This window comes from Paenibacillus sp. AD87 (assembly GCF_001659845.1).
In the GTDB taxonomy this organism is placed as follows: domain Bacteria; phylum Bacillota; class Bacilli; order Paenibacillales; family Paenibacillaceae; genus Paenibacillus; species Paenibacillus marchantiae.
In genome coordinates this window covers 4,223,448-4,248,604 of the sequence record NZ_LXQN01000007.1, presented here as the reverse complement: position 1 = coordinate 4,248,604, position 25,157 = coordinate 4,223,448, and the positions used below count along the sequence as shown (strand labels likewise).

Here is a 25,157-nt window from a genome sequence, read left to right as displayed (position 1 = left end):
TCCTTGTATGGATAACGATGGGACAAAGGGAGGAATAAGAATGACAATCAAAAAGTGGGGGAGTATCGCTCTGGTTTGTATGATGTCCGTTTCGATGCTGGCCGGGTGCAATTCTAAGGATGCTGATTCGGGAAGTAACAAGGATAAAGGAGCTGCCAATGGCAAAGTCAATTCGAGCGGATTTCCGATCGTAAATGACACCATTACAGTAAGCGGATTTGCCGGAAAGTTTTTTGCCAATGCAGACTGGAACGATCTCAGACTCTGGAAAGAGTATGAGAAGATGTCCAATGTTCATATCCAGTGGGATACGGTGCAGAAGGATAATTTGAAGGAAAAACGCAATCTCCTGCTGGCAGGCGGCGCTTACCCGGAGCTGTTCTACGCCTCGGCGTTTTCCAGATCGGATCTGCTGAAATATGGCAAGCAGGGCGCATTCATTCCTCTAAATGATCTGATCGACCAATACGCGCCTAACTTTAAGGCTCTAATGAAGAAGTATCCGGTTATTGGCAAAGGGATTACGATGCCGGATGGTAACATATATGGGTTGCCAACCTTATATGATCCGGAATTCAAGTCGGTTCTGTACGGGACACCTTGGGTGAAGCAAGAGTGGCTTGATAAATTAGGTATGCAGGAACCGCAGACATTAGATGACTTCTATACTATGTTGAAAGCTTTTAAAGAAAAGGACCCGAACGGCAACGGGCAGAAGGACGAGATAGCCTGGGGCGGTGTGGGAACGGCTGGTGTGGTGAACTACCTGAGAGGTTCATTTGGGTTGAATAATCATGGAACCTCCAACATTAACATTGATACAGATCCTCAGACGGATAAAGTACGCTTTATTCCAACCGATCCCCAGTACAAGGAGCTGCTACAATTCGTGAATAAGCTCTACAAGGACGGATTGCTCGAGCAGGATATTGTATCTGTTAAGAGTACGGAAGTGGATGCTAAAGGTATGGAGGGCCTGATCGGTGTCGTGGATAATGTCGATCCGGTTGCGATATACAATCAACAAGGTTATGTTGGCATGCCAGTACTGAAGGGGCCTCATGGCGATCAGACATACAATGCCTATGGTTCTCCACTCGGTAATATCGGGATGTTCTTATTGACAGATAAAGCCCAAAACCCAGAAGCCATGATCCGCTGGATGGATTATTTCTACAGCGATGAGGGCATCAAAACGTTCTTCATGGGCTGGAAAGATGAGACTTATAAAGAAGACCCAGACGGTAACGTAGACTATGTCGACAATATCAAAAACAACCCGGATGGTCTTAATCTAGACCAGGCGGTAGGTCAATACCTGATTTGGCCGGGTGGATACTACCCTGGTTTTGTGAAGCAGAAATACTTCAAGGGTGCTGAAGGTCTGCCAACTTCGGTGGATAATGCGAAAAAAGCAGAGTCTCACATCTTACCACAAGATCAAATTTGGCCTCCATTTAATTTCACACAGGAAGAACAACGGGATCTGACCACTTTCCAAACGGATATTGAAACGTATGTAGATGAAATGCGTGACAAATTCATTACTGGAAATGAATCCTTTGACAATTGGGATCAGTATGTGGCAGCTCTCCAAAAGATGGGCGTAGAACGATATGTAGCCATCTATCAATCAGCAGCAGACCGTTATACCCAAGCGGATTAGAAGGTTCATCCGTAGATTTCAGATCATAAAGGAGTGAAACAAATATGAGTCAAATGAAAGCAGTCCTGATTGGAGCAGGTGCGAGGGGAGCGGGTGGCTATGCACCCTATGCACTTGATTATCCGCATGAGCTTACCTTCATTGCGGTTGCCGAAGCCGATCCAGTGAGAAGAGCAAGATTTGCTGAGAAGCACGGGATTCCGCCGGAACACTGTTATGAGACTTGGGAGCCCCTGTTGGCTGAACCTAAGCTGGCTGATATTGCGGTTATTTGTACACAGGACAGAATGCATTATGGCCCAACGATGCAGGCTTTAGATAAGAAGTATCATGTTATGCTGGAGAAGCCGATGTCTCCTGATCCGAAGGAATGTCTTGAGATGGAACAAGCGGCCAGAGATAATGACCGGCTGCTGACGATCTGCCATGTGCTGCGGTACACACCGTTCTGGAATACAATCAAGAAGGTGATACAAGAAGGACGTATCGGAGAAATTGTCTCCATTCAGTTGAATGAGAATGTGGGTTACTGGCATATTGCCCACAGCTTCGTGCGGGGAAATTGGAACAATTCCAACACATCCAGCCCGATGATCCTGTCCAAGTCATGCCATGATATGGACGTATTATCCTGGCTTGTGGATCAGCCTTGCCTTAAGGTCAGTTCGTTCGGATCTCTTAAACATTTTCATGAAGGCAATGCACCGGAAGGCTCCGCTGACCGATGCTTGGATTGTGCTGTAGAACCAACCTGTGCGTATTCTGCACCAAGATTTTATTTGAGTGACCAATTCAGGGGTTGGGCAGGACATTTTACACAGGAGCTGACAAAGCCGAATATCATACAGGGCTTGCGTGATACCGATTACGGCCGGTGTGTATACCGGAGTGACAATAATGTGGTAGATCATCAGGTTGTGAATATGGAATTTGAAGGAGGAGCTACGGCCATGTTCAGTATGTGCGGCTTTACATTTGAGCAGGAACGTAGAATCCAGATCATGGGGACGAAAGGAGAACTTCGTGGTGAGGAAGATCAAATTACGGTGTACGACTTTTTGACACATCAAAAAACAGAAATCACAATCCCTTCTCAAACCAGTGGCCATGGTGGGGGAGATAGCGGCATTGTGAGGAATTTTCTGAATGAGGTGCGTCACTATAACGGTCAGGAAAGCCTGACATCGGCTGCAGCTTCCGTCCGGAGCCATCTGATTGCATTCGCAGCTGAAAAGTCGCGGCTGAACGGGGGCGAGTCTATCGATCTGAATGAATATGCCCGTCAGCTTATGGTGAAGGAAGAGCTATCTAAATAATCAGCAGTGTATCGATAAGCTGCCCCTCAAGGTATGAATATATTTTGAGGGACGGCTTTTTTTGTTCGTTTGGAATTCGAGAGTTTTCTTCACGGACCTTCAATACCATCACATCCACTAAGATAAACGGGAATCGGCTGTCGACTTAGGGCCAGTTATTCCATGACCCTACCAGGGGGGCTAACTGTAAGGAGAGGTCTGACACAATAGACTTGGAAAACGCCATACCACAGAAGTTCGCCGGCAATCTGAGTGACTTTGCGAATTACTTCTTGTGTAATATACTTAGTATACTAATATTATGATGTCAGGGTGGTTTTGTGGAATTGCATTTATACGAGCAGATATATGTCTCTATTGTACAAGAGATTAAAGAAGGTCGATTAAAAGAAGGAGACCGAGTCTCTTCTGAAAAAGAGTTGGCTGAAAAATTTGGCGTCAGTCGTATTACATCTAAAAAGGCTCTGGAGAAATTGGCAGATTCTGGGGTTATTAAACGAATACAAGGAAAAGGTTCATATGTGGCCGATGGTATAATTGGAGGACAAGAACCGAAGCAATACTCAGAGGTAAAAACGACCTTGGTGCCTGAGGATGATAAGCGGTTGATCGGTTTTATTATACCGAATTTTTCTGACGAGTTTGGCTTACAACTTCTTAGATCGATGGAAAAGCGGAGTGCTGAGCATAATTATCAACTCATTATCAAGCGAACTTGCGGGGATCGGGATGAGGAAAAACGCGCGATCGACTTATTTATTGGTTTGGGCATCAAAGGATTAATCGTGACACCCATTCATGGTCAACACTATAATTCGGAGCTGCTTCGACTTGTATTAGATCGGTTTCCAATTGTTTTGGTCGATAGATATCTAAAAGGAATTCCGGTTTGTTCGGTATACACAGACAATAAGAAAGCAGCCATGGATCTTACGCGGCATCTGATTAGCAAAGGTCATAAAAAAATTGCCTTTTTATCTCCGCCGGAAGAGAACACGTCAACATTGGAGGAAAGGTTGCTCGGATATACGTTTGCCTTCACCCAAGAAGGAATGAACTTGAACAAAGATTATGTATTGACGAACTTGAAGGGCACCCTTCCCATGAACATAAACGGAACAACGATTGAAAGTGATAAAGAAACAGTAAAGCATTTTTTGAAACAAAACCCTGATGTAAAGGCGTTTGTCGCGTCAGAATTTCTAATAGCTACCATGCTGGCTCAAGTCATCCATTCGATGGGGAAATCTCTGGAGGAATTCGAGATTGTTTGTTTCGACTCCCTGAACGATCACTTGGGTCAACCCATCTTCACTCATATTAAGCAGGATGAGAAGCAGATGGGTGAATTAGCAGTGGATATGCTAATCTCTCAGTTGCATGGAACAGCAGTTCCCGAGCTGAACATCATTGAACATCGTATGGTCGTGAAAAATAACAGGTAGGGTTAATACAAGCGCAGCTCAACAAAAGCAAGCATATTGTTCAAGGTGTCGAGAAGTCCCCGGGGGCTTATCGGCACCTTTTTTGATATCAGAAATAAAACTTTGAAGCATGGACTTTCCTGACCTGATATCGCAAGAAAAACTTCTTCTAGACGCGGTCTGTCTTCTGTGAAGTATGTCGTAATATTGCAATTGACATGCTTCGTGATGTCATATTAATATACTGAGTATAATTAGTATAGCCAGTAGGATTCTTATAACAAATTCACTTTGTTCATCATTTTCTGATTTTAATAGTTCATATCACCAGTATTGTTAGCGCTTACATAAAATGTGGATTGATCAGAAAATGGAGTGAATTCTATAGGAATTCAAGTTAAACTAATTAATTTAACTTAAGGGGGACTTTGAATGAGGAGATCCAAAAAATTCGCATTTCCAATTCTTGTTTACTTTCTGGCTATGTCACTACTTGTAACCGCTTGCTCAACGAAGGGAGACTCAAGCGATCAGGCCGGAGAGGGGAATACAACGGTTACGATGTGGCATGGTCTTACCTCCATTGATTTAGATAATTTGAATAAAGTCGTGAAGGCATTTGAAGAGAAAAATCCTACCATCAAAATGAAATTGGTTTATACAGAATCCAGTGAGGGATCCGATCAGAAGCTGCTGACTGCAGTCGCTGGCGGCAATCCTCCTGACGTTGCACTTTTCGACCGTTTTAAGGTCGGTACTTGGGCTGCGCAAGATTCTCTGACTGACTTATCCTCGATGGCAGCAGAATCTGGAATTCTTAAGGAAATGTATTATCCATTTGCTTGGGAGGAGTCCAGTTATCAAGGAAAGCTTTATGCAATGCCGATGGATACGGACTCTCGCCTGCTATTTTACAATAAGGATCATTTCAAAGAAGTAGGGCTGGATCCCAACAAACCACCACAAACGATCGCCGAGCTTGAAGCGGCTTCCGAAAAGTTAACCATCAAGGAAGGTAAACGTTTCAAACGGATCGGGTTCATCCCATGGTATTCGCAAGGCTGGCTGTATACTTGGGGATGGGCATTTGGAGGAGAATTCCAGGACGCTGCCACCGGAAAAATTACCGCAAATGATCCTAAAGTCGTTGAAGCACTACAATGGATGACCGACTTCGGCAAAAAATACAATGTCGAGGATATTGCCGGATTCACAAGCGCAGCTGGCACGGAGGAAATGGATCCGTTCATTTCCGGTCAAGTCAGCATGAAGATAAGTGGAAACTTTACGGTGAAGGGTATCGAAAAATTTAAGCCGGATTTAAATTACGGTGTTGCACCAATACCGACCCCAACAGGTACTAATTTTACGACATGGTCGGGAGGCGGGTCCGCTATTATCCCTAAAGGCGCTAAGAACGTCGCTGCTGCTTGGAAATTCCTCGAATTCTTAGGGAAAGAAGAGGGGCAAACGTTATTAAACGCTGACTCTCAAATTTCCGTTATCGATTCGGTTAACGACAAATACGGTTACAAGGACGATCCGATTATGAAGGAATTTATTAATATTTTGCCCAATTCACACAACCGCCCGGTTATTCCTGAAGGACAGCTGTTGTGGAATGAGTTAGCTTCCGCTACGGAAAAGGCTACCCGCGGTAACGGTACTCCAAAAGAGAACCTGGATAGAGTAACAGAGACTATTAATAAGGCTTTAGAAAAATACGACAAATAGGGTGCTTGGTAGGCAGGGAGAGAACTCTCTCTCCTTGCCTATTAATGAATGACAATTGGAAGGAGAATGCAAATGGCGAAACTGGCCGATTCAGTTCAAGTAAACGCAATTCCATCGGCAAGGAAACGAGCACTCCACAGAACTAACGTGATTGGGTGGCTGTTTGCTTCACCTTGGGCTATAGGGCTGCTGTGCTTTTATGCAATTCCGATGCTAATGTCCATCTACTTCAGCTTCACTACGTACAGCATTCTGCAGCCTGGTGAATTTGTCGGAATGAGTAATTATATAGATCTATTTCATGATCCTCTGTTTTGGAAATCAATATACAACACGCTTTATTTCACGGTATTTTTTGTTCCATTAAGTATATTTTTCGGTGTGGCACTCGCTATGATGTTGAATATGAAGGTCAAGGGGATGGCTATATTCAGAACGATCTTTTTCTTGCCTACACTTGTTCCACAAGTGGCTTTGGCTGTTCTGTGGATGTGGTTGTTACATCCAAACTTCGGATTGGTGAACGGGATGTTAGCGAATATCGGTATCGATGGGCCTTCTTGGCTTGGTGGTGAGTCGTGGTCCAAGCCTTCGCTCATCTTGATGTCGCTTTGGGGTATTGGGCAAGCCGTCGTCATCTACCTTGCTGGATTAGGAGATATCCCTGATGAGTACTATGAAGCAGCGCAGATCGATGGAGCTAACTGGTTTCAGAAAACGAGAAAGGTAACCCTGCCTTTGCTCACTCCCGTTATTTTCTACAACCTTGTCATGGGAATGATCGGTGCATTCCAACAGTTTACTCTTCCCTATACGTTGACCAAAGGGCAAGGAACTCCTGCAAATTCCATGACTTTTTACGTCATGTATTTATATGAGAATGGATTCAGGTATTTCAAAATGGGTTATGCCTCCGCAATGGCCTGGATCTTATTTATTATCGTTATGGCATTAACCGGAATTATTTTTATTACGTCTAAACGCTGGGTTCATTATCAAGGGAAATAAGGAGGGGGAAGTAAGGGATGAATCCTACCGCTATCAAAAGAATCAATCGTGCGTTAGCCTATTTATGTCTAATTGTTGCTTCTGCATTTTTCATTATTCCGTTCATTTGGTTGCTCTCCACTTCTCTTAAACCACTCACACAAATTTTTACATTCCCACCAGAGTGGATTCCGCATCCAATTCTGTGGAGTAATTATTCCCGTGCCGTTGAGTATATCCCTTTTTGGACATATCTGAAAAACACGGCGATTATAACAATCGTTAGTACCCTTGGTGTGATCATATCCTGTCCCTTGGTTGCATATAGTTTTGCCAAGTTAGAGTACCGTGGGAGAGGTATACTTTTCTTTGTTACCCTTGCTGTGATGATGATCCCCGGACAGGTGACGATGATTCCTCTATTCCTGCTGTTTACTAAATTAGGTTGGGTAGGAACATCTCTTCCGCTGATTGTACCCCAATTTTTTGGAGTGCCCATTTACATTTTTCTATTGCGACAGTTTTTCATGGGACTGCCTGATGCCCTGCGCGAAGCGGCCCGCTTAGACGGCGCTAGTGAGTTCCGCATATATTTACAGATCATGTTTCCACTAGCCAAATCCGCCGTTTTAGCCGTGGCATTGTTTCAATTTATGGGGAGCTGGACTGATTTCATGGGCCCCTTGCTCTATTTAACCAATGAACCATCTTACACGGTTTCGCTCGGATTGCAGCAATTTCAGAGTCAAAAGGGATCCGAATGGGGTCTATTAATGGCCGTATCCACCTTGATGACATTACCTATTATTGTTTTGTTCTTTTTTCTACAAAAGACGTTTATTAGCGGCATTACATTTAGCGGTATAAAAGGTTGAACATCATAACGATGGATAGGTCTGTTGAAAAAAGTTAATAAGTAAAAAGGCAGCGATGTGTAATGCAGAAGCTGCCTCTTTGCGTACCAGAATAAGGAGATTCAGGAGATCCTCGGCCACTCAAGCCTGAAGACAACCTGTCGGAGATGGAGGATTAGTCCTCTCTTCGTCTAATAATATATATGGGACATTAAGCGAATTCGTATATTTTCTCCTACGCGGGAAATGGGGTAGAACACCATGGTAATAGCCCAATTAAGTGTACAGGTTAGCTCGAACTTAGCAAAACAACAATGTGATCTGAAAGGTAATGCCAATTTTAATGATAAGGGTGATTGATATGGAACGAGGACTCATTATATTTTTAAATGGTACGTCAAGTGCGGGAAAGACGAGCATCGCGATGGAATTGAAAAATCAGGGAGGGGTTCCGTTTCATCATCTGTCTGTAGATCAATTTGCCCAAAATTATGATCAGTTTATCGACAATACATACCCAGATATGAAACCAACAAGAGAAGTGGAACACCATGTGATGACAGATATCCTGTTCGACCCCATCAATTCGTTGTACTGTGCAACCATTAAACTGTTTTCGGAAATGGGTTTGAATGTCATCGTGGATACGGTCATCAGCAATGACAAGTGGTTTAATGGTTTTTATGATTTACTATCGGATTATCCGATATTGTTTGTAGGTGTACACTGCTCGAAAGAAGAACTCACCAGAAGAGAGCAGAGCAGGGGAGATCGTGCGATTGGACTCGCCCATTCCCAGTTCGACTACATATACTCCTATAATGAATATGATCTGGAAGTGAACACGGAAGAGCTTAGCTCAGCTGCATGTGCGGAAAAGATATTAAGTTATATGAATTCCGAGCAGGAATACGCGGCATTTAAGAAGTTAAGTAGAAGAGACTGAAGTAGATTAGTAAATTAAACGATTAAAGATTATCATTGGAAAAATCCGAAAGAATTGAAAGGTTGTCTGATTCCCCATGGGAAGAAGGAGGGCCTTTCTTTTTTTGCACAGTTGAAATGAGGAAAATTTTATGAATCCAGAAGTTCATATCCAACACATGTTACAGGCAATCATTGAGAAAACACAATCCATCATCATCGATAGTCATAAACAATCTTTCGGCTCTTTGGAGTATTTCTTGGAACATGTTCTAGTGTATCGAGATAAACAGCAATACATGTCTAACGAGTGGCATATCCGCACACCGCGCTGGCTAGGGGAGTATGGAAATACGCCAGAGGAAGAAGAGCTTCTCTCAGACATTTACCGACTGCAAGCGTATATCGCTGAGAAATTAAAGGGCGGATAAGCGGCTGATGATGTCGCATTAGTCCGGCTCAAATGTCGCAAAAGTACATGGTAACGCGATGCGGAGATCGTTTATACTCTCTTTATGTTTCGATAATGAAAATCATTATCAGTATTATACATAAGGGGGATTCATCATGAATCAAGGAACAAAGGGGCAGGCTGCCGGAAGCAAGGCATATACTGCTCACAAATCACGATTATTCATGGGCTTGATGTTAGCCCTTATTCTTGTCCTGACGGCTTGCGGTGCCGGAACAAGTACAGATAGCGGCAAGCCGTCTGCGGCAACGCCAGCGAATGAAGGAACTCAGACGGACGGAGCTTTTCCTGTAACGATTAAACACATGAAGGGTGAGCTCACGCTAAAAGAAAAACCAAAGACCATTGCTGTGCTTGATGTCAAATTCCTGGATCAAATGTTAGCCGTTGGCGAGAAGCCGGCTGGCAGTGTTATCGCTGGAGGCAATACCGATTTTCCAGAATACTTAGGTGACCAGCCGAGTGACGTACAGGTTCTGGGTACACGGGACGAGCCTAATTTGGAAGCGATTGTAGAACTAGATCCAGACCTGATTATCATGACGGACTTCCAGGAGAAGCAGTACGAGAGTGTGAGCAAAATTGCACCTACCCTTGTACTTGATTTTTACGAAGACTGGCGTGATACGTTAGCCACAGTTGCTAAGATTACAGACAAGCAGGACGAGGCCGAGAAAGTACGCACTGCATATGAGGACAAAGTCGCTGGATTGAAGGCGAAGTTGTCAGAGAAAATGGGAGATGAAACGGTAGCCCTTATTCGTCCGAGAAAAGAAGGCATCCGTGTTCATGGGATTGAGCATCGTACAGGTGTTATTCTGTATCAGGATCTGGGCTTGAATATGCCTGCACTGGTTGAGGGAATCAAGGATGATACTTCTGTTGAAATCTCAATGGAGAAGGTGCCTGAGATTGGCGCAGATCGTTATTTTGTACTGTCAGATGAACTGTTTGCGGCAGAAGCTGAGGCTATGGTAAGTAATCCGGTGTGGAAGTCCCTTGATGCTGTGAAAAATAACCGCACGTATGACGTAAACTCAACACTTTGGATCGCATATTACGGACCTCTTGCGATTAATCTAATTGTAGATCAGGCATCGGAAGCTCTGCTCGGATCGAATTAATATGACCCATTATCTCTCGACAGACTTATGGAAAGAGACAGTGAAGGATCATTCGATTTTGCTTGGTGAGCCGCCTGAACATAGTGTCCGTACCATTGCCTTGAGTGAGTTGCATGACGAAGCAGCATGTCGTGAGTATATCAGCTGGTTTCAGGAGTATATCGATGCACCTGACATGAAGGTTGCCGCTTCGATGTTAGCCAAGCGAATTGGCTATCTGTGGACCGCGCCTCTGGTGATAGCGATGACTTTTCATCATCAGCATGTCTCGTTTCAGCTGGAGAACAGCTTTCTCTATCATCCGGCGCTCTCAGATCATAAGGGCGGCACACGATTTCCTTTTCTAGCGGTAAATGGACTTCAGGCTGAAGGACTAGCGGGAGACAGGGCAGTATGGCGGGAAAAGGTGGTCGAGGAGATGTTTGCGGTACAGCTTACACCGCTGTTAAAGATGCTTGCTGTGATTGCTCCACTTTCAATGAGTATCCTTTGGGAGAATATCATGGTACGCATTGGCCGCCTATACACAACGGATGAAAACGAGACGGAGCAGGAAAGAGAGCAAATTCAGGCAGACTTTGCCTATCTGACGCAGGTGGCATCCGGGCAGATTTTCGGCGTGAGAAAGAATCCGTTAACTCGCTTCACCGAATGCAAAGACAATGGCTACGTTGCCAAAAGCGAGCGGATCACCTGTTGTTTTTATTATCAAATGTCAGGGGAATATTGCAGAAAATGTCCGAAAATTGACAATGAGAATAAATCTCAATTAAAATGACAACAGCAACAACTTTACCTTTGCTATTGTCAGGAGATGAGAGAAATGCCGCTGCAAGAACAGACAAGTCTATGGAGTGATACGACGATCAAGATGCTTGACGGGTATAGCGGTACTTTGCAGACAGGCAGTGTTCTTAGCGAAACTCAATTAACTTCAAATGTGTTGCTGCTGGCATGCGGAGGGGAAGGGGAGCTTGCAATGAATGGTGAGGTTTGCCACATTGGAGCTTCTTTTGCCTGTCATGTGGTGGAGGGCACATCCTTCACGCTGACCGCCAGATCAGACGAACTTTATTATATCGTGATCAAGTATAAGGCTTCTTCCATGGAAGGAGCCTCTCATGTTATACCCTCGTATCGCAAACACCCACTGCAAACTTCGTTTATTCAGAACCCTGTGACTCAAGCGGAATGGATCGAGAATGCGGAAAAAATCGTTGCCAAATGGCGCCGCGGCGAAGGGCTGGAACGTTTTTATGCCAACGCACTGCTCCAGGGCATGATCTACGAGCTGATTATGGCGTATGAACGTGGTCAGGGAGGAGCGGAGTCCGACATGGTGGATGTTGTCGCTTCCTATATAACGTCGCATTATCGCCAGAATCTGGAGCTTAAAGAGTTGGCAGCCCTTGCGGGATGCGGTGTAAGACAGCTACAACGCCGATTCAAACAAGAGAAGCAGCTCGGACCGATGGAATATGTCATTCAGCTGCGCATGGAGAGTGCCTCGCGCATGCTGCGTCATACGGATGCTTCCATTGGCGAAATTGCTGACAAAATGGGCTATCGCGACATGTATTATTTCAGCAGGGCTTTTAAGAAATATGTTGGCGTTCCACCACTGCATTATCGGCTTGCCGCCGCTTCGAAAACGGATGCAGACTATGCAAATACTTTGCTTCAGAATCGCGCGGCTTCTTCGTATGAGTCAGCCCAAGGCCCGGTGATCTGCCATATGCTAGGAGAGTATACTGTCACCGAGCTACCGCAACGTATCGCTGTACTTGATGTCCAGTATGCCGATCATTTGCTTGCGCTTGGGTTGTCTCCAGCGGGAAGTGTAGGAGTAGGAAGTGCAACGTTCCATTTCCCGCAATATATCAGGGCAGGACTTCAGGCTACCGAATTGCTCGGAACGTATGAATACCCTGATCTGCTTGCTGTGGAACGACTGTCTCCAGATCTGATTATTTGCACCGAGGTGCATGATCAGCACTTTGAACGTCTAAGCCGGATCGCTCCAGTTCTTATGTTTAAGCGCAATGAGTGCTGGCAGACCATTCTAAGCCTGTTCGGTGAACTGACAGGTAAGCGAGCAGAGGCAAAGCGAATACTTGCGGATTATCATCGACGAACCGCATTGCTGTCCGAAGAACTTGCTACAGTCCTTGCAGGTAAGAGCGTAGCACTGATTCGTCCACTAGATTCTCTGGTTCGCGTACATTCTGCCTCGCATCGTACAGGTGCTGTGCTGTACCGTGACCTAGGTTTACCTGCTCCATCATTTGTAGCAGATACTTCCGACACGGCTTATCATATTTCAGTTGAAAGACTACCGGCTGTACATGCCAGCCACTATTTTTTGCTTAGCAATGAAATGATGCAGGAGGAAATATCCGCAACAGAGCAGCGTGTCTGGGGGATGCTCGATGCGAGTAAGCGCCAGCACATACACTCGGTTGATGCCGCAACATGGATCGGCTGTTATGGACCGACAGGCATTAATGGCATTGTGGATCAGATTGAACAGGCGTTGTTGGCTTGAGGGGTTATGATTTTTTTGTTGTTTGTAAAGTGGCAAGGTAGCTCTTTGATACGGCGCATCATAAATCATTCTATAACTTATTGAAATTGCTTGCAGATTTAATATTGACGGTAATTGCAATTTAGCCTCACGTAATGTAAAATTACTTAACGGAAAAACATGGAAGGGGTGGGGGTATGAGGTGGAAACGGAAGACTTACATTCAGTCGACTTACGTAATTTCATATTTCCATTCCATTAGGACACTAAAGCATTTATTGCTTTAGTGTTTTTATTTTATGGGGGTGTAATAATTGTCAAGGTACAAAAGGGTTCTCGTTAAGCTAAGTGGTGGAGCAGTAGCAGGAAACTCTGAATTTGGTTTTGAGCCAGAAAGGTTAGACCATATTGCGGATGAAATTATGTCAGTAGTAAATTTAGGCGTTGAAGTATCGTTAGTTATAGGTGGGGGTAACATTTTCAGAGGCAATATGGCGGAAAGCTGGGGGATAGAAAGGGCAGAAGCTGATAACATTGGGACGCTTGCGACTGTAGTAAATAGTTTAATGCTTCGTGGAGTTCTTAAAGCCAAGACCAAAAAAGAAGTACGAGTAATGACCGCAATACCTATTACTTCAGTTGCAGAACCATACATCCGTCTAAGAGCAATCCACCATCTAGAAAAAGGCTATATTGTAATTTTTGCAGGGGGGAACGGTCAACCTTACGTTACAACAGACTATCCTTCAGTACAAAGAGCCATCGAGGTTAATTGTGACGCTATATTAGTTGCAAAGCAAGGTGTTGATGGTGTTCTTAATGCAGACCCTAAATTTGATAAAGATGCAAGGAAATTTCGTTCGCTTCATTACAACGACGTTTTAAAACACAACTTAAAGGTAATGGACCAATCAGCTTTCATTTTAGCAAGAGACTACAATCTGCCAATGCATGTGTTTAACTTCGATAAACCAGGCTCGATGAAAGAAATCTGTGAGGGTAAGAATAACGGTACGATAATTAGTGGCGAATCAGTTTCAGAGTTGGAATGAAATATGTTAGAAATACTACTCTCCCTTGATTTAGCGTTACGATAGTTCCACAAAAGAGAAGTTCTATTCAAAATCCCACTCGGCCATGGAGTGGGATTTTGTTTATGGCTCCACAAAGTCAGACCTCCCAAGCTTAAAGCAAGTTAGATATTCATAATCTTTTAAGTTGGGGTAATACCAGCGTCACTGTCACCAAATGCAAGCGTATGGGTTAGATTGGAAATTGTTGTTTGTGATTTAGATAACATATAGTTAACTTTGTTCTTAAATAATGTAAATTTTATGTCATTCCTCACTTCAATTGCTCTGATATAATTTCTGCTAGAGCGAGCCGCCCAGTAAACATGTAACAACTCAACCGGAAAAAAACACTGAGGCAAAACTGATAAATTCATCGGAAAGTAAAGAAAAAGTATCGCCCCATTTGTTATACAGCAGTGAAGAATTATTCGCTGTATGGAAGTAGCTTGTAGCACATGGTGATATAAAAAGAAGGAACAGAAGATTTTAATCCATACGGGGATTAATTCAGTTAGCAAGCGAGTAAACATGCGAAATCATAACTTCATAGTAGGAGTGTGAGATATGAAAAAAACAATATTGGCTTGTATGATGATAATGTTGATGCTAGCATCGGCTTGTGGAAATGTTGAAAAGACATCAAATCCCAATACTTCTAGTGAGCCTAAACCTGAAACTCAGGAGGCTATTATTCAAAAAAACACATCCGATTATTGTACGGTAGACCGTATAAGCTTGGATAGTGAAACTGAAAAATATTTCTATGGAACTTGGAAAGTTGAGAAGCTTTTAGGATTTGCAAATTCATATAATGATGCTTCTGAATATCCAACAGGGCAAAAATTTATTGGGGATAAAGTTATAATCGAAAAAGACTTTTTTTCATCAAAAGGACTTAAAAAGTATAAGAAATATCAATATGAACTAAAAAATCCATTATATCAGATTACGGCGACATGCTATAACTCTGACTCTTTTTATAGATATTATAAAATAAGATATCCCAGACTTACATATAAATGATGAAGTAAAGGCAATAGATATAAGTGACTCTTCTACAAAAATGAGCATACCTGTAAGTTTAAGCTTTTTAGCTGTTAATAACGATAGGCTTATATTGTTATCAGAGGCAACTATTTTTGAGCTTAGAAAAATTATTGATTAACTGATTAAATGAATTAAGGTTATGTAATAAGTTCTGTGCTAATTTATAAACAAGAAAGGTCAACCTCTTTAGGCTGACCTTTTCTTGTTTATGTCCTAAAACGAGTAAACTGCAGTGTATATACTGGTTATTTTCGAGTAAAACCCGTGCCTTTACTAATTTTGAACAATTATCGTTTTCTTCTTTTGATCCGTATGGATAAGGGTTTGAGAAAACTAATGATTATCCCTTATTCGCCAATTCACCTTCTTAAATGTAACAATATGGGTTATCATATACGTAGTTCAGGCACTAGTAGATGGGATATGTTGTATTTGTGAAATACAAAAATTAGATATTATATGAATTCAATTGACAATTACGAGGTGATTCAATGAGAAAAAACATAGCAATAATCATACTAATGGTTGGATTGATAATAAGCATGTACTTCAACTATCAATTCAAAGCGTACAAAGACAATCAAGAAGTTGATTACACGGTTAAACTGAATCATGGAACTCAAATTGGTATAAAAGAATCAATCTACAATTTAGATAATGTGATAAAAAGCTTAGAGGACAATTCTTCGAAGGAAACAGTCATACACGCATTAGGAAATGTGGCAGTATCTTTGAAAGTGGGTGAAGAATCATTCGTCTTTCTGAAATCCGACTTCCGGGAAGATCAATTATCTTCAACCTATTTAATCTATAATGTGTTTAGAGATATGTATACGCATATAAGAGTAGAAATCATAGGCGGAATATTATCGAATAAGATATCGCTAGAAAAAGAATCGAGAAATCAACTGATTAAGGATATAGGAGTTCTTAAGCAAGATTTGGAGTATATTGATAGTCAATTTAACGAGGATATTCTGAAAGAACAAAGTCCTAAGTGGATTGAAAACAAATGGAAAGAGTTAATTGGAGAGATTGTAAATAGAAATACGGATTATAAGTTATATGAAAGAATTAAAATGAAGTACAATTTATAAGTATTGTGGAAGGTAATTGACATCTAAATAACAACATATCTACGCCGTTGCTTTCGCTTCTTGGTCTGCCGAGGGTATTCGAAGAAGTGGAGTCAGCAGGTAACCCTGCACTATCTATCTAATCGTGTCGCGGCAAGTCGCTGCACTCTTTCAGGTAGTGAGGGTTCGTGGATATAACAGCGTTACATGAAGGTGAAGCAGCATCACAGACGTTACGTGCAATTGAATTAAAGGAGTTAAAGTAGGTGAGTTCAGTAGTAGAGAGGAAATTCAAAAGTCATTTTTTTTATATTGTTCTACTGTCAGTTCCAATTGTAGTATTAGAGAGTTTGCTTTTATTAATATATCCTAACACCGGATTAGGCAGGATTATAAGCTTGCCTATAACTTTTATGATGAATGGTGTGATTATTCTAATCTCATCTAGCATAGTTTATTATTTGCATAAACACACCAGATATAGAGTTGTTGGACGAGTTATTCTAGGATTAATGATATGTTTAACTCTTATCGTAACAGTATGGTTGTATCCACAGGATTCATCCATACATATTTCAAAAATTATAGCAGAAGATATTAAGAATTTATGGAATAAATAAGGATTTTAATGGTATATAATTTCTAATCAAATAATATTTTTTAAGTGTTTCAGGTAGAATGCAACATCACATAACAAAAGTTTCACGCTACGGGCGTGCACCCTTGATTTGGAAGAAGTAGATACAGTAAAAGCATAATCACCAAACAGTTTTCATCCTAAGATAAGAGCTATTTAAGGATGAATCCCATCGTGAATCTTTAAACGTTAGGCGAATCCATACATTAATTCTTAAAGAGGTGAAACCCCTGAAAGAAAAAACTGAAGTAATGGCCTATTTTAGTTTGTTTGGAGATGAATTCGATCCCAATTATGTAACTTCAATACTTAAAATTGAATCTACGAATACGGCTTATAAAGGCGATATAATAAACAAAAAGCATCGAATAAAAGAAACATCATGGACATTAGGTACGGATTATGAAGAATCATTAGATGTAAATCACCAATTAACAAAAGTACTCGATTTATTAAGAAACAAAGTAAAAGAGATCAATTCGATTCGGAATGAAAATCGATTAAGTACGAATTTTTCATTGTAATAAGAATAGAAGAGGGGAAAACGCCTGCTCTTTATTTCGATTCTGATTTTATTGAATTTGTTAATATGATTCATGCTGAAATTGATGTTAATTTGTATGCAAATCCATATAATGAAGAATTGGAATAAGAAATAAAGTTTGTGAGACACGCTCGTGAATACAGGAACGTTATATGAAATCCTCAAGAAGTAGAAAAACCGTAAAGGAAGTGAGAAAGATTGATTAATAGTCAGGAAGTGATCAAGCGTTTTTTAGAAGATGAGATCTCATCACAAGAACTTTATGAAGCTATATTTGATTTCATTGACTCAGCTCACATTCGTAGTGGTGAGTTAGAGGGGAATTACTTCATTATCAAAAAGATGGATTTAAACAACTTTATTATCTATGCAGAGAATATCCATCCAGATGAAAATCATAGAGAAATTCCATATAGTACTTCGATCTATAAAGAAAGTTTGCTTAAAGCAATAAATAACCAGGCAAGAGAAAATAATTACATATTAAAACCGTAGAAACTATATCATTGATTGGTGCCTCTTGAAAGATAAAGAAATAAACATCGTTAATTGGGAAGGTGAAATTCTCCGACCTCTCTCCTGAATGGAGTGTAATTGCATTTGAGAATAATTTAGATTCATGAGGACTCTTTTGAAAACACATACTTGAAAAAAAGAGTACGTAATTAACATTTAAAATAAAAGGAGAGAAGCTAATTAGATGAATCGTGGATATCACACTGTTAACAAAGTAATCGCTTGTGTTCTATCATTCATATTTATCATTATGGCAATAGCGGTACCTGCTTACGCTGTAGAAGAACAGGTTCCAAGTTAGAGGAAACGATTGATGCTTATGTTGCCTCGTATGAGAAGTATACCGCTGCCGTTTCGGTTGTGGCTATTAAAGATGGCGAAACCATTGTGAATAAGGCAGATGGTTTCGCAGATATTGAGAATCAGCGATCTCATCTAAATTTAGTCTTTATGAGAAAACGTACTAGCTACTGGATATAGCTTTCAGGTAATAAAGCCAAAGATATATCAAAAATACTATTTCAACTATATTCAAGCATTAATAGATTTAAAAAATCCGAAATATAGAGAAATTAAAGATACTTGTTTTTTATCTGCCAATAGACTCTATGTAGATGATAACATTACATTTAATGAGCATATGAAAAGTAACTTTTCATTCCATGGTCAGTTTTAATTTGAAGTTTCATTAGATTATTCGATGAAGCTACAAAATATTTATGTATTGGAAATTCACCTTCAATTCAGGAGAGAAATTTAAGAAAGTGAGAGTAAACAAGCAAATGTATTGCTAAGCCCGTCGGATCAGTGCTTTCTTACCTAAGCTTTATTCCTATGCCGCTGAAGAGATCTGGCTTCCCTTTAGAATCGGAAATAGACTTTACTCTTATAGCTGCACAGAATTATTTAAACGAAGCTGTATAAGGACGCAGAAGAGAGGATTAATTGAATTTTTTTGGTAACTATGTGATGTCTGGTTCCGTTTATAATTAAGAGGAAATCAATTTTAGGAGGGAAACGGATGAAAAAGAAATGGAAGATTATTTTATTTTGCTTTATTGGGGTCAGCGGTCTTTTAATCATTTTAGGAGCATCATACATCAACAACGTTGGATATAATAATTTAAAACACATGTATCGTTTAGAATCAACCGGTAAATCTGTTATTCGGATAGATAGCGATATGCCTAGCCGAGAGCGCTATCTCACGAAAGAAGAGGGTGATCCACAGGAACTGTTAAAGTCACGCATGGAAAGAGAAGGGTGGGTATATAGTCAACAGGAGGGATCGGGTTATTTTTTTACGAAAGACGGTAGGGAAGAAATCATCACTACGCAGCAATGGAATCATTTTTATATTATATACAGTTTGAATGCTGGAATTGCGAACCTTGAGGACTAGACAAGAAAACAACGCCCCTACTTTGTAAAGGGGGCGTTGTTTTTACGTTGTGCTTAATTACTAGCTTTGTCCATTTCGTATCCATATACTTTATAGCCAGCGCTATACCAATCTTGGAGTGTGCTAGTTTCCTTTTTGTCAGTTGTGTGTTGGGTTAAGAATTTATTATTATTGTTGTCGCCTGTATTTTTTGTGATTATAGCAGTGTGATCGACACTTCCATCAGCTCCAAAGTCCGCATTTACGGCATCACCTGTTTGTAGAGCGGTCACACTTGATGCAACGCCAGCTCTTTGACTCCAATGATTATAGAAGTTTTGCGCTCCCCCCCACGTGTGAGTAGGCATAAGAGGTCCGAACTGCCAAGCATCATTACTAGTTACGCTGGAACCTGTTCTAAATTTCATCCCTCCTGCATAAATCGCTTGGGATACAAAGTTAGTGCAATCATTCCATTTCGCCCAACAAGATGAATTCGCTACATTACAGCCTGCTTTTTCAGCATAATATGTTGAATACGTGGCATTTCTTTTGTCCCACCAACTATAAGCATAGTCACGGGCTTTTATGTTGTCATAACCGTTTGCTGAAACGGCTAGTGGACTAACTTGGTCTGTTGCGAAAGAATCAAAGTTTGTTTCGCTACTAGTTGTTGTTTCGTTATTGTCTGTAGAAGGAGCAGTAGAAGGAGCATCTGAAGGAATCGGTAAAAGACCATTTAATTCAGTAAGTTCTGCACTAGAGAGTGTTACGTTGTTTTTAAGCTGATTTTGATATGTTTTCAATTGTACATTAAGTTCATAGTTTTCATACCAATCAATAAATTTTACATACTCTACTATCTTTTCCATGTCCTCAGCAGAGAATAATTCAAAAGAAGTTCCTAACGAGAGTACATAATTTTGATATTCCACATTGTCTATGTCTGTTTTGATAGCGATACCATCTTTATTCAACTGGTTTTCAACCAAGTTGATAGCATCTTTGTGTTCAATAAGAGCTTTTTCTTTCACCTCTGCTTGCTTTCCAGGAAGCACATTGTAAAACTGGATATCACTAGCTTTAATTTGAATAGCGGTATCCTTTTCTGAATTAGTCTCTGCGGAAGCAGCACTTCCCATTAAGCTGAAGCCTAGAGCAAACGTTCCGACAATCAACCAAGTCTTTTTGAAATTCAATTTGTCACTCTCCCATTGTCATATTTTGTAATACTATTCATAGTATAAACGCCATAAAAGGGAAAAAGTTACTTAAAATTTCATTTTTTTTAAAAAAACATTTTTTTTAGAATATTTTTAAATTTTAATTCGATAACCGCATTATAGCGATCATATTTTCTCTTACAATTTGAAGAGAAATGAACTTTCTTTGGAGTAGTAATTGCATTAAAAATGATGTCTAGCATTAAGAAGACATGATGCAGTTTAGAACCATCATAGAGGAGCATGTATGAGCCGATTGGTTGACTTATTAAAAAAGAGGAACGGCGTAAGCTTAATCAGCTTGGAGAGGCATCCTTGAAGCAGGCGATTCCGTTGTGGGACAATCCCGAGGTTCAGGAGCAGAGTTCAAGGGTGGATCAACTGGTGTCTCTAGTTAGTGACATGAAGGCGAGACAAAACCGGGTTGTACGATGATGAATGATGTACATAATGCGTAGGGGAGGAGTAGCAATGGATTTTCCACCATGGTTGCAACGAGCGATTCAGGCAAGGGTGGATGAGGTGTCTTCTCGGATCGAGCAAGATCCTGATCTGAGTCGCGTTCGTGGGGAAACAGACGAAGCGTTCGAAGCTTTGTTTGCAGGTGATGATGTCGAGCAGACACCTGAATATGCTAAGTGGGAGAATCATTACATTGTCAGTAAAGGCATAGAGAATGAACGGTTGTACATGCAAGGGCTGAGGGATGGAATTCAGCTGACAGTTTCCTTGCTAGGTCAATCGATGCCGGAGGAGGGCAATACGAAGGCTTGATCCACTAACGCGAACCCAAAATTAGGGAAAGCGACCCTGATCTACACTTAAAAACCCGAGCCGAAGCGTGAATAATCGCTTCGGCTCGGGTTTTAATGCTCTACTTTCCCAAAATCAAAATCTTACTTCCCACTTACCGATTTAAACCAATCATTCACTTCTTGCGTGATCTGATCACCGCCATTGGATTTCCAGTTGGCAACGAATTGGTCAAAGGCATCAACCGGCAGTTGGCCGTAGATGATCTTATTGAAGGTTTCCATCTCGGACTGGCGGAGCAGGTTCCATTTGGATACCATGGTTGGTGTGGCTGCGCCAGTAAAGTAGTTTTGTTTACGGATGTCGATCTGGGACATAACGACTTTACCTGCATACCAGTTTTCCGGTTTACGGAATTCGGCCATTTGTTTCTCGTAAGGTGTTTCAGGCTTCTCGCCGTTGGCCAGCTTCACGAGTGTTTTCATGTACAGATCCGGGATACGTGCTGGGCCGGTCAGGAACGGGAATTCGTTGGAGAAGTCTTTGATCTTCTCTTTGTCACTGGTCGGTTGTCCGTCAATGATATCCCAGTCGTAACCTTTGGCGAAGCCGTATTCATACTCACTGCCAGCAGCCGGGTTAGCCAGGTTATCGAGCAGGTAGTTGTAGTACAGGAAGATGGCTTCTGGATGCTTCGCATCCTTGTTAATCATGATACTTGCGTTGACACCAGAGTTCTGCCACTTCGTACCGATCTTGCCGTCTGGGCCAGCCGGAACAGGGTAGGCTTTGTATTTTGAGCCAGGTACATTCTTCAGCAGGTCAGGTGCCGGCCAGTCGGGTACCCAGTTTGCGCCAGGCAGAATGCCCGCTTTGCCAGCAGTCCAGCTCTCAGCGGATTTGCCTTCGTCCCACAGGGCGGAGTCGGCGTGGATATAACCTTTGTTCATCCATTCAGCCAGCTTGGCAAGTGCTTGTTTCGCACCCGGGTTAACGGAGCCGTACTCCAGATTGCCGTTTGCGTCTTTGTTCCATTGCTCCTCGATTGTGCCGTATGCCCCGAACAACCAGTCGAGTTGGCCCATCCAGGTGTTGGTGTTATTTTTCAGCGAGATCGCCAGCGGGAATACTTTGTCTGGAGACAGACCGTCCGGGTTCTCGTTTTTGAATTTGTCCATGATGTTCTCAAGGTCTGCGATGGTTTTTGGAGCTTCCAGGTTCAGCTTCTCCATCCAGTCCTCGCGGAGCCAGAGCAGTGTATCGTCGTTATCCGTATACTCCATGATCGGCATGTTGTATTTCTTGCCGTCCTTGGTGAACGGATACCACAGTTCAGGATGTGCTGCTGCGTGATCTTTCAGGGTCTGACTCGCGTACTTGTCGAACAACTCATCGATGGCGATGAATTGACCGGAGTCGATCAACTGATTGGTCAATACCGCATTGGTCGGTACGGACACAAAATCAGGCAGCTTTTCGCCAGAGGCGATAGCGAGTTGCAGCTTTTGTCTGTATTGATCATCGTTGGCCGGATACCAGGTATCTTTATGCTTCATACCCAGCGTTTCCAGCATCCAGCGATCGTGTACGTTATTTTCTTTGGTATCCCCTTGAACATATTTCTTCGGCATCAATACCGAACTGAATTCGATGGGTGGGTCGTATTTTCCTTTGGCAAAAGCAGCTTCTGCTTCAGCTGAACCGACGGTCGCCGGTGTATCATCTTTGGAACCATTGTCACTGGCTGTATCGCCACTGCCGCACGCAGTGATCGTGATGAGCGCGATAACCATGAGCAGTGACCACCATGTTTTGAATTTGATCATTGTTCAATCCCCCTACGATGTATGATCTTTACAGTGTAACTGTACCAATTTGGGCGGGAGGGCATCTATATGAGTTTGTTAGTTTCGATAGGACTCTATTATGTTATTTATGCTGGTCTCGGTACTCCTGCGGCGTGACGCCAAACTGGCGCTTGAACACTTTAATAAAATAAGCCGGGTCCATATATCCAATCTCCATGCTGATTTCATATACTTTTTTGGTGGTCGTAACGAGCTTGTGACAGGCCCGATCCATGCGCAGGCGTGAGATATAATCACTGATGCCTTCGCCCGTTTCGATCTTATAAATCTTGGACAAATGGGTTGGATGCAGATTGACATGGTCGGCCAGTACACGCAAAGAAACATCCAGATGCAGGTTTTTATCCGTAAAGTCTTGAATCTTCTTCACATACTCGGAACGGATGTCCTTGATCTCGTTGGACGTGCCTTCCTTGAGTTTGCCAAGTACACTAAGCGACCATTTGCGCAGTTTACTGATGGTGGTGAAAGCTTCTCCACTCTGTAACCACTCGATATCGTCACCCATTAAGTTGGCCAAAGTCAGCCTGTTTCGGTGTGCGAGATTGGTGAACGAAGCCGTAATTAAAAAACCAGCCTCCATACAATGCTCCCACGATTCCGACCATTTCTCATCCAGCTCCGCACAGACGGCTAGTATTTTTTCTTCTGCCGCATCCCATTGACCACTCTCTAACAGGTGAATGAACGTGGGTGGAGTATATAGGACATCCAGCGGACCTTGCGCTGCCGGAGTCTCCACGTCACTGACCCGCATGACGAATTCACGCTCGTCGCCGACAATTTGCCGGAAATAAGCAGAGGCTTGCCGAAAACGATCATATAGCTGATCGGGAAACGCGAACCATTCGGTGATGACGATGGAGAGGGAACCCTTCAGAAACTGCTTGACCTTAGACTGAAGTTGTACCGAAAGCTTCTCCAGTATGGTTTCTTTGCCAATGTCGGTGTTGTTCACTTTCAGTTGAAGCAAAAACACCAGATACCCATGTTCCTCCTTGACGCCCCACACTTCCATAAACTCACCCATAATCTCTTCCGCCATATTGATGACCGCATATTCAAGCAGGGTTTGATCGTTGTTGTCATATTGCCCGAATTCTTCTTCCATACGTACAAGCATTAATGCGCAATCCCCGGCGTGGAAGGGCAGATCGTAATTCGCAAGTTTCCGTGCCCATTCGCTGGAGGCAATTCGATGTCCCTGCAAAGCCTCAAGCAGCAGTCGCCCCCGCAAATGTGGCAGGTTCTCTCGCAAGGTAAATTGGGTTCGTTTCAGTGAACTGACGAGTTCCCATTCAGTATTTAATTGATCGATAGCCTTTTGAACGGCGCCCATCAATTCGTCATCCGTTGGCGGCTTCAGCAAGTAATCGACGGCTTCGAACTGGATGGCTTTTTTGGCGTAATCGAATTCAGAATGTCCGGATAAAAGAATACACTTTATTTTTTTGTCACGGACTCTGATCCGTTCGATCAGTTCAATACCTGTCATTTCGGGCATCTGAATATCCGAGATCACAATATCTATAGGGTGCGTATCGATCAGTTGAAGTGCTTCGTGTGCCGAATATGCTTTGTGAACCTGTTCGATCCCCAGCGTATGCCACGGTTTGGTCATGGACAGGTTATCTACCCAGTGTGCTTCATCGTCTACGATGATCATTTGCATGATGTATTGTCTCCCTTGGTGGTTGGTATATCAGGCCATTAATTAAAATCAAAGGATACGTGAAGTGAACAAAGTCGCTACGGATTTGAAGGGTTCTTTCGATCGCTGTTCAAGCCCCATTTTCTGAATTAGATGATTATAAGGTTAAAATGGTGCTTGAAAGGCGAACACTTCGCTTCTACAGAATCCCTTCAATCCTTCGCTTTGGTTCACATGTACTCTAACCATTTATTTTTAACAAGGCCTTATATAAAGGTGGAATTGTAATAATGGCGAAGCCTATGCCCCTATTCAGCCTTCTTTCCAGAAAGGCTTTCATGCGGGCACTTCCGAACGCTTTGC

21 protein-coding genes and 1 pseudogene are annotated in these 25,157 nt (G+C 42.2%); 18 read left to right on the top strand and 4 right to left on the bottom strand.

Annotated elements, in window-relative coordinates; translation table 11 throughout:
* Positions 1–40: 40 nt before the first annotated feature.
* A complete protein-coding gene (locus gpAD87_RS18710; protein ID WP_064639809.1) occupies positions 41–1,666 on the top strand; it encodes an extracellular solute-binding protein in 1,626 nt (541 codons plus the stop codon).
* A gap of 44 nt (positions 1,667–1,710) precedes the next feature.
* Positions 1,711–2,982, top strand: a complete 1,272-nt coding sequence (locus gpAD87_RS18705; protein ID WP_064639808.1) for a Gfo/Idh/MocA family protein — start codon at positions 1,711–1,713, stop codon at positions 2,980–2,982.
* Positions 2,983–3,067: 85 nt separating this feature from the next.
* Here the strand turns inward: gpAD87_RS18705 and gpAD87_RS32620 are convergent.
* Positions 3,068–3,245, bottom strand: a pseudogene (locus tag gpAD87_RS32620) (transposase); the annotation flags it as partial.
* Positions 3,246–3,302: 57 nt separating this feature from the next.
* Here gpAD87_RS32620 and gpAD87_RS18700 point away from each other — a divergent pair.
* From gpAD87_RS18700 to gpAD87_RS18630, 15 genes are all read left to right on the top strand, one after another.
* Positions 3,303–4,427, top strand: a complete 1,125-nt coding sequence (locus tag gpAD87_RS18700) for a GntR family transcriptional regulator (protein WP_064639807.1) — start codon at positions 3,303–3,305, stop codon at positions 4,425–4,427.
* Positions 4,428–4,967: 540 nt separating this feature from the next.
* The gene (locus gpAD87_RS18695) at positions 4,968–6,140 is read left to right on the top strand and encodes an ABC transporter substrate-binding protein (RefSeq protein ID WP_231952651.1); all 1,173 of its coding nucleotides are present in this window, start codon (positions 4,968–4,970) and stop codon (positions 6,138–6,140) included.
* 72 nt (positions 6,141–6,212) lie between these two features.
* Positions 6,213–7,148, top strand: coding sequence for a carbohydrate ABC transporter permease (locus gpAD87_RS18690; protein WP_063564007.1), 936 nt, complete (start codon positions 6,213–6,215; stop codon positions 7,146–7,148).
* Positions 7,149–7,165: 17 nt separating this feature from the next.
* A complete protein-coding gene (locus tag gpAD87_RS18685) occupies positions 7,166–8,002 on the top strand; it encodes a carbohydrate ABC transporter permease (protein ID WP_063564008.1) in 837 nt (278 codons plus the stop codon).
* Positions 8,003–8,342: 340 nt separating this feature from the next.
* Complete coding sequence (locus tag gpAD87_RS18680; RefSeq protein WP_064639805.1) at positions 8,343–8,927, top strand: chloramphenicol phosphotransferase CPT family protein; 585 nt, start codon at positions 8,343–8,345, stop codon at positions 8,925–8,927.
* 130 nt (positions 8,928–9,057) lie between these two features.
* Positions 9,058–9,336, top strand: a complete 279-nt coding sequence (locus gpAD87_RS18675; protein ID WP_064639803.1) for a hypothetical protein — start codon at positions 9,058–9,060, stop codon at positions 9,334–9,336.
* A gap of 136 nt (positions 9,337–9,472) precedes the next feature.
* Positions 9,473–10,501 (top strand): ABC transporter substrate-binding protein, encoded by a 1,029-nt coding sequence (locus tag gpAD87_RS18670; protein ID WP_064639801.1) that lies wholly within the window; start codon positions 9,473–9,475, stop codon positions 10,499–10,501.
* 1 nt (position 10,502) lies between these two features.
* Complete coding sequence (locus tag gpAD87_RS18665; RefSeq protein ID WP_064639800.1) at positions 10,503–11,279, top strand: IucA/IucC family C-terminal-domain containing protein; 777 nt, start codon at positions 10,503–10,505, stop codon at positions 11,277–11,279.
* Positions 11,280–11,324: 45 nt separating this feature from the next.
* The gene (locus gpAD87_RS18660; RefSeq protein WP_064639798.1) at positions 11,325–13,046 is read left to right on the top strand and encodes a helix-turn-helix domain-containing protein; all 1,722 of its coding nucleotides are present in this window, start codon (positions 11,325–11,327) and stop codon (positions 13,044–13,046) included.
* A gap of 293 nt (positions 13,047–13,339) precedes the next feature.
* Complete coding sequence (pyrH, locus tag gpAD87_RS18655) at positions 13,340–14,077, top strand: UMP kinase (RefSeq protein ID WP_063564016.1); 738 nt, start codon at positions 13,340–13,342, stop codon at positions 14,075–14,077.
* A 585-nt stretch (positions 14,078–14,662) separates the two neighbouring features.
* Positions 14,663–15,121 carry a hypothetical protein gene (locus gpAD87_RS18650; protein WP_231952649.1) on the top strand — a complete coding sequence of 153 codons (459 nt, stop codon included), beginning with the start codon at positions 14,663–14,665 and terminating at the stop codon, positions 15,119–15,121.
* Between the two features lie 515 nt (positions 15,122–15,636).
* The gene (locus gpAD87_RS18645; RefSeq protein ID WP_064639797.1) at positions 15,637–16,242 is read left to right on the top strand and encodes a hypothetical protein; all 606 of its coding nucleotides are present in this window, start codon (positions 15,637–15,639) and stop codon (positions 16,240–16,242) included.
* Positions 16,243–17,079: 837 nt separating this feature from the next.
* A complete protein-coding gene (locus gpAD87_RS18640) occupies positions 17,080–17,382 on the top strand; it encodes a DUF4279 domain-containing protein (RefSeq protein WP_231952647.1) in 303 nt (100 codons plus the stop codon).
* A gap of 218 nt (positions 17,383–17,600) precedes the next feature.
* Positions 17,601–17,897 (top strand): hypothetical protein, encoded by a 297-nt coding sequence (locus gpAD87_RS18635; RefSeq protein ID WP_231952645.1) that lies wholly within the window; start codon positions 17,601–17,603, stop codon positions 17,895–17,897.
* A 1,042-nt stretch (positions 17,898–18,939) separates the two neighbouring features.
* Positions 18,940–19,320, top strand: coding sequence for a hypothetical protein (locus gpAD87_RS18630; protein WP_064639795.1), 381 nt, complete (start codon positions 18,940–18,942; stop codon positions 19,318–19,320).
* Between the two features lie 53 nt (positions 19,321–19,373).
* On the opposite strand, the gene gpAD87_RS18625 is transcribed toward gpAD87_RS18630, so the two are convergent.
* Positions 19,374–20,498, bottom strand: coding sequence for an amidase domain-containing protein (locus gpAD87_RS18625; RefSeq protein ID WP_082935170.1), 1,125 nt, complete (start codon positions 20,496–20,498; stop codon positions 19,374–19,376).
* Between the two features lie 495 nt (positions 20,499–20,993).
* On the opposite strand from gpAD87_RS18625, the gene gpAD87_RS18620 reads away from it, so the two are divergent.
* Complete coding sequence (locus gpAD87_RS18620) at positions 20,994–21,296, top strand: hypothetical protein (protein ID WP_064639794.1); 303 nt, start codon at positions 20,994–20,996, stop codon at positions 21,294–21,296.
* A gap of 122 nt (positions 21,297–21,418) precedes the next feature.
* On the opposite strand, the gene gpAD87_RS18615 is transcribed toward gpAD87_RS18620, so the two are convergent.
* Complete coding sequence (locus gpAD87_RS18615; RefSeq protein WP_064639792.1) at positions 21,419–23,101, bottom strand: hypothetical protein; 1,683 nt, start codon at positions 23,099–23,101, stop codon at positions 21,419–21,421.
* Between the two features lie 103 nt (positions 23,102–23,204).
* Entirely contained in the window at positions 23,205–24,815 is a 1,611-nt protein-coding gene (locus tag gpAD87_RS18610; protein ID WP_064639790.1) for a response regulator transcription factor, read from the bottom strand.
* Positions 24,816–25,157 lie beyond the last annotated feature (342 nt).

Coding starts and splice junctions, on each gene's coding strand:
- gpAD87_RS18710 (WP_064639809.1), top strand. CDS start 41: ATGACAATCAAAAAGTGGGGGAGTATCGCTCTGGTTTGTATGATGTCC.
- gpAD87_RS18705 (WP_064639808.1), top strand. CDS start 1,711: ATGAGTCAAATGAAAGCAGTCCTGATTGGAGCAGGTGCGAGGGGAGCG.
- gpAD87_RS18695 (WP_231952651.1), top strand. CDS start 4,968: ATGTGGCATGGTCTTACCTCCATTGATTTAGATAATTTGAATAAAGTC.
- gpAD87_RS18690 (WP_063564007.1), top strand. CDS start 6,213: ATGGCGAAACTGGCCGATTCAGTTCAAGTAAACGCAATTCCATCGGCA.
- gpAD87_RS18685 (WP_063564008.1), top strand. CDS start 7,166: ATGAATCCTACCGCTATCAAAAGAATCAATCGTGCGTTAGCCTATTTA.
- gpAD87_RS18680 (WP_064639805.1), top strand. CDS start 8,343: ATGGAACGAGGACTCATTATATTTTTAAATGGTACGTCAAGTGCGGGA.
- gpAD87_RS18675 (WP_064639803.1), top strand. CDS start 9,058: ATGAATCCAGAAGTTCATATCCAACACATGTTACAGGCAATCATTGAG.
- gpAD87_RS18670 (WP_064639801.1), top strand. CDS start 9,473: ATGAATCAAGGAACAAAGGGGCAGGCTGCCGGAAGCAAGGCATATACT.
- gpAD87_RS18665 (WP_064639800.1), top strand. CDS start 10,503: ATGACCCATTATCTCTCGACAGACTTATGGAAAGAGACAGTGAAGGAT.
- gpAD87_RS18660 (WP_064639798.1), top strand. CDS start 11,325: ATGCCGCTGCAAGAACAGACAAGTCTATGGAGTGATACGACGATCAAG.
- gpAD87_RS18650 (WP_231952649.1), top strand. CDS start 14,663: ATGAAAAAAACAATATTGGCTTGTATGATGATAATGTTGATGCTAGCA.
- gpAD87_RS18645 (WP_064639797.1), top strand. CDS start 15,637: ATGAGAAAAAACATAGCAATAATCATACTAATGGTTGGATTGATAATA.
- gpAD87_RS18630 (WP_064639795.1), top strand. CDS start 18,940: ATGAAAAAGAAATGGAAGATTATTTTATTTTGCTTTATTGGGGTCAGC.
- gpAD87_RS18620 (WP_064639794.1), top strand. CDS start 20,994: ATGGATTTTCCACCATGGTTGCAACGAGCGATTCAGGCAAGGGTGGAT.
- gpAD87_RS18615 (WP_064639792.1), bottom strand. CDS start 23,101: ATGATCAAATTCAAAACATGGTGGTCACTGCTCATGGTTATCGCGCTC.
- gpAD87_RS18610 (WP_064639790.1), bottom strand. CDS start 24,815: ATGCAAATGATCATCGTAGACGATGAAGCACACTGGGTAGATAACCTG.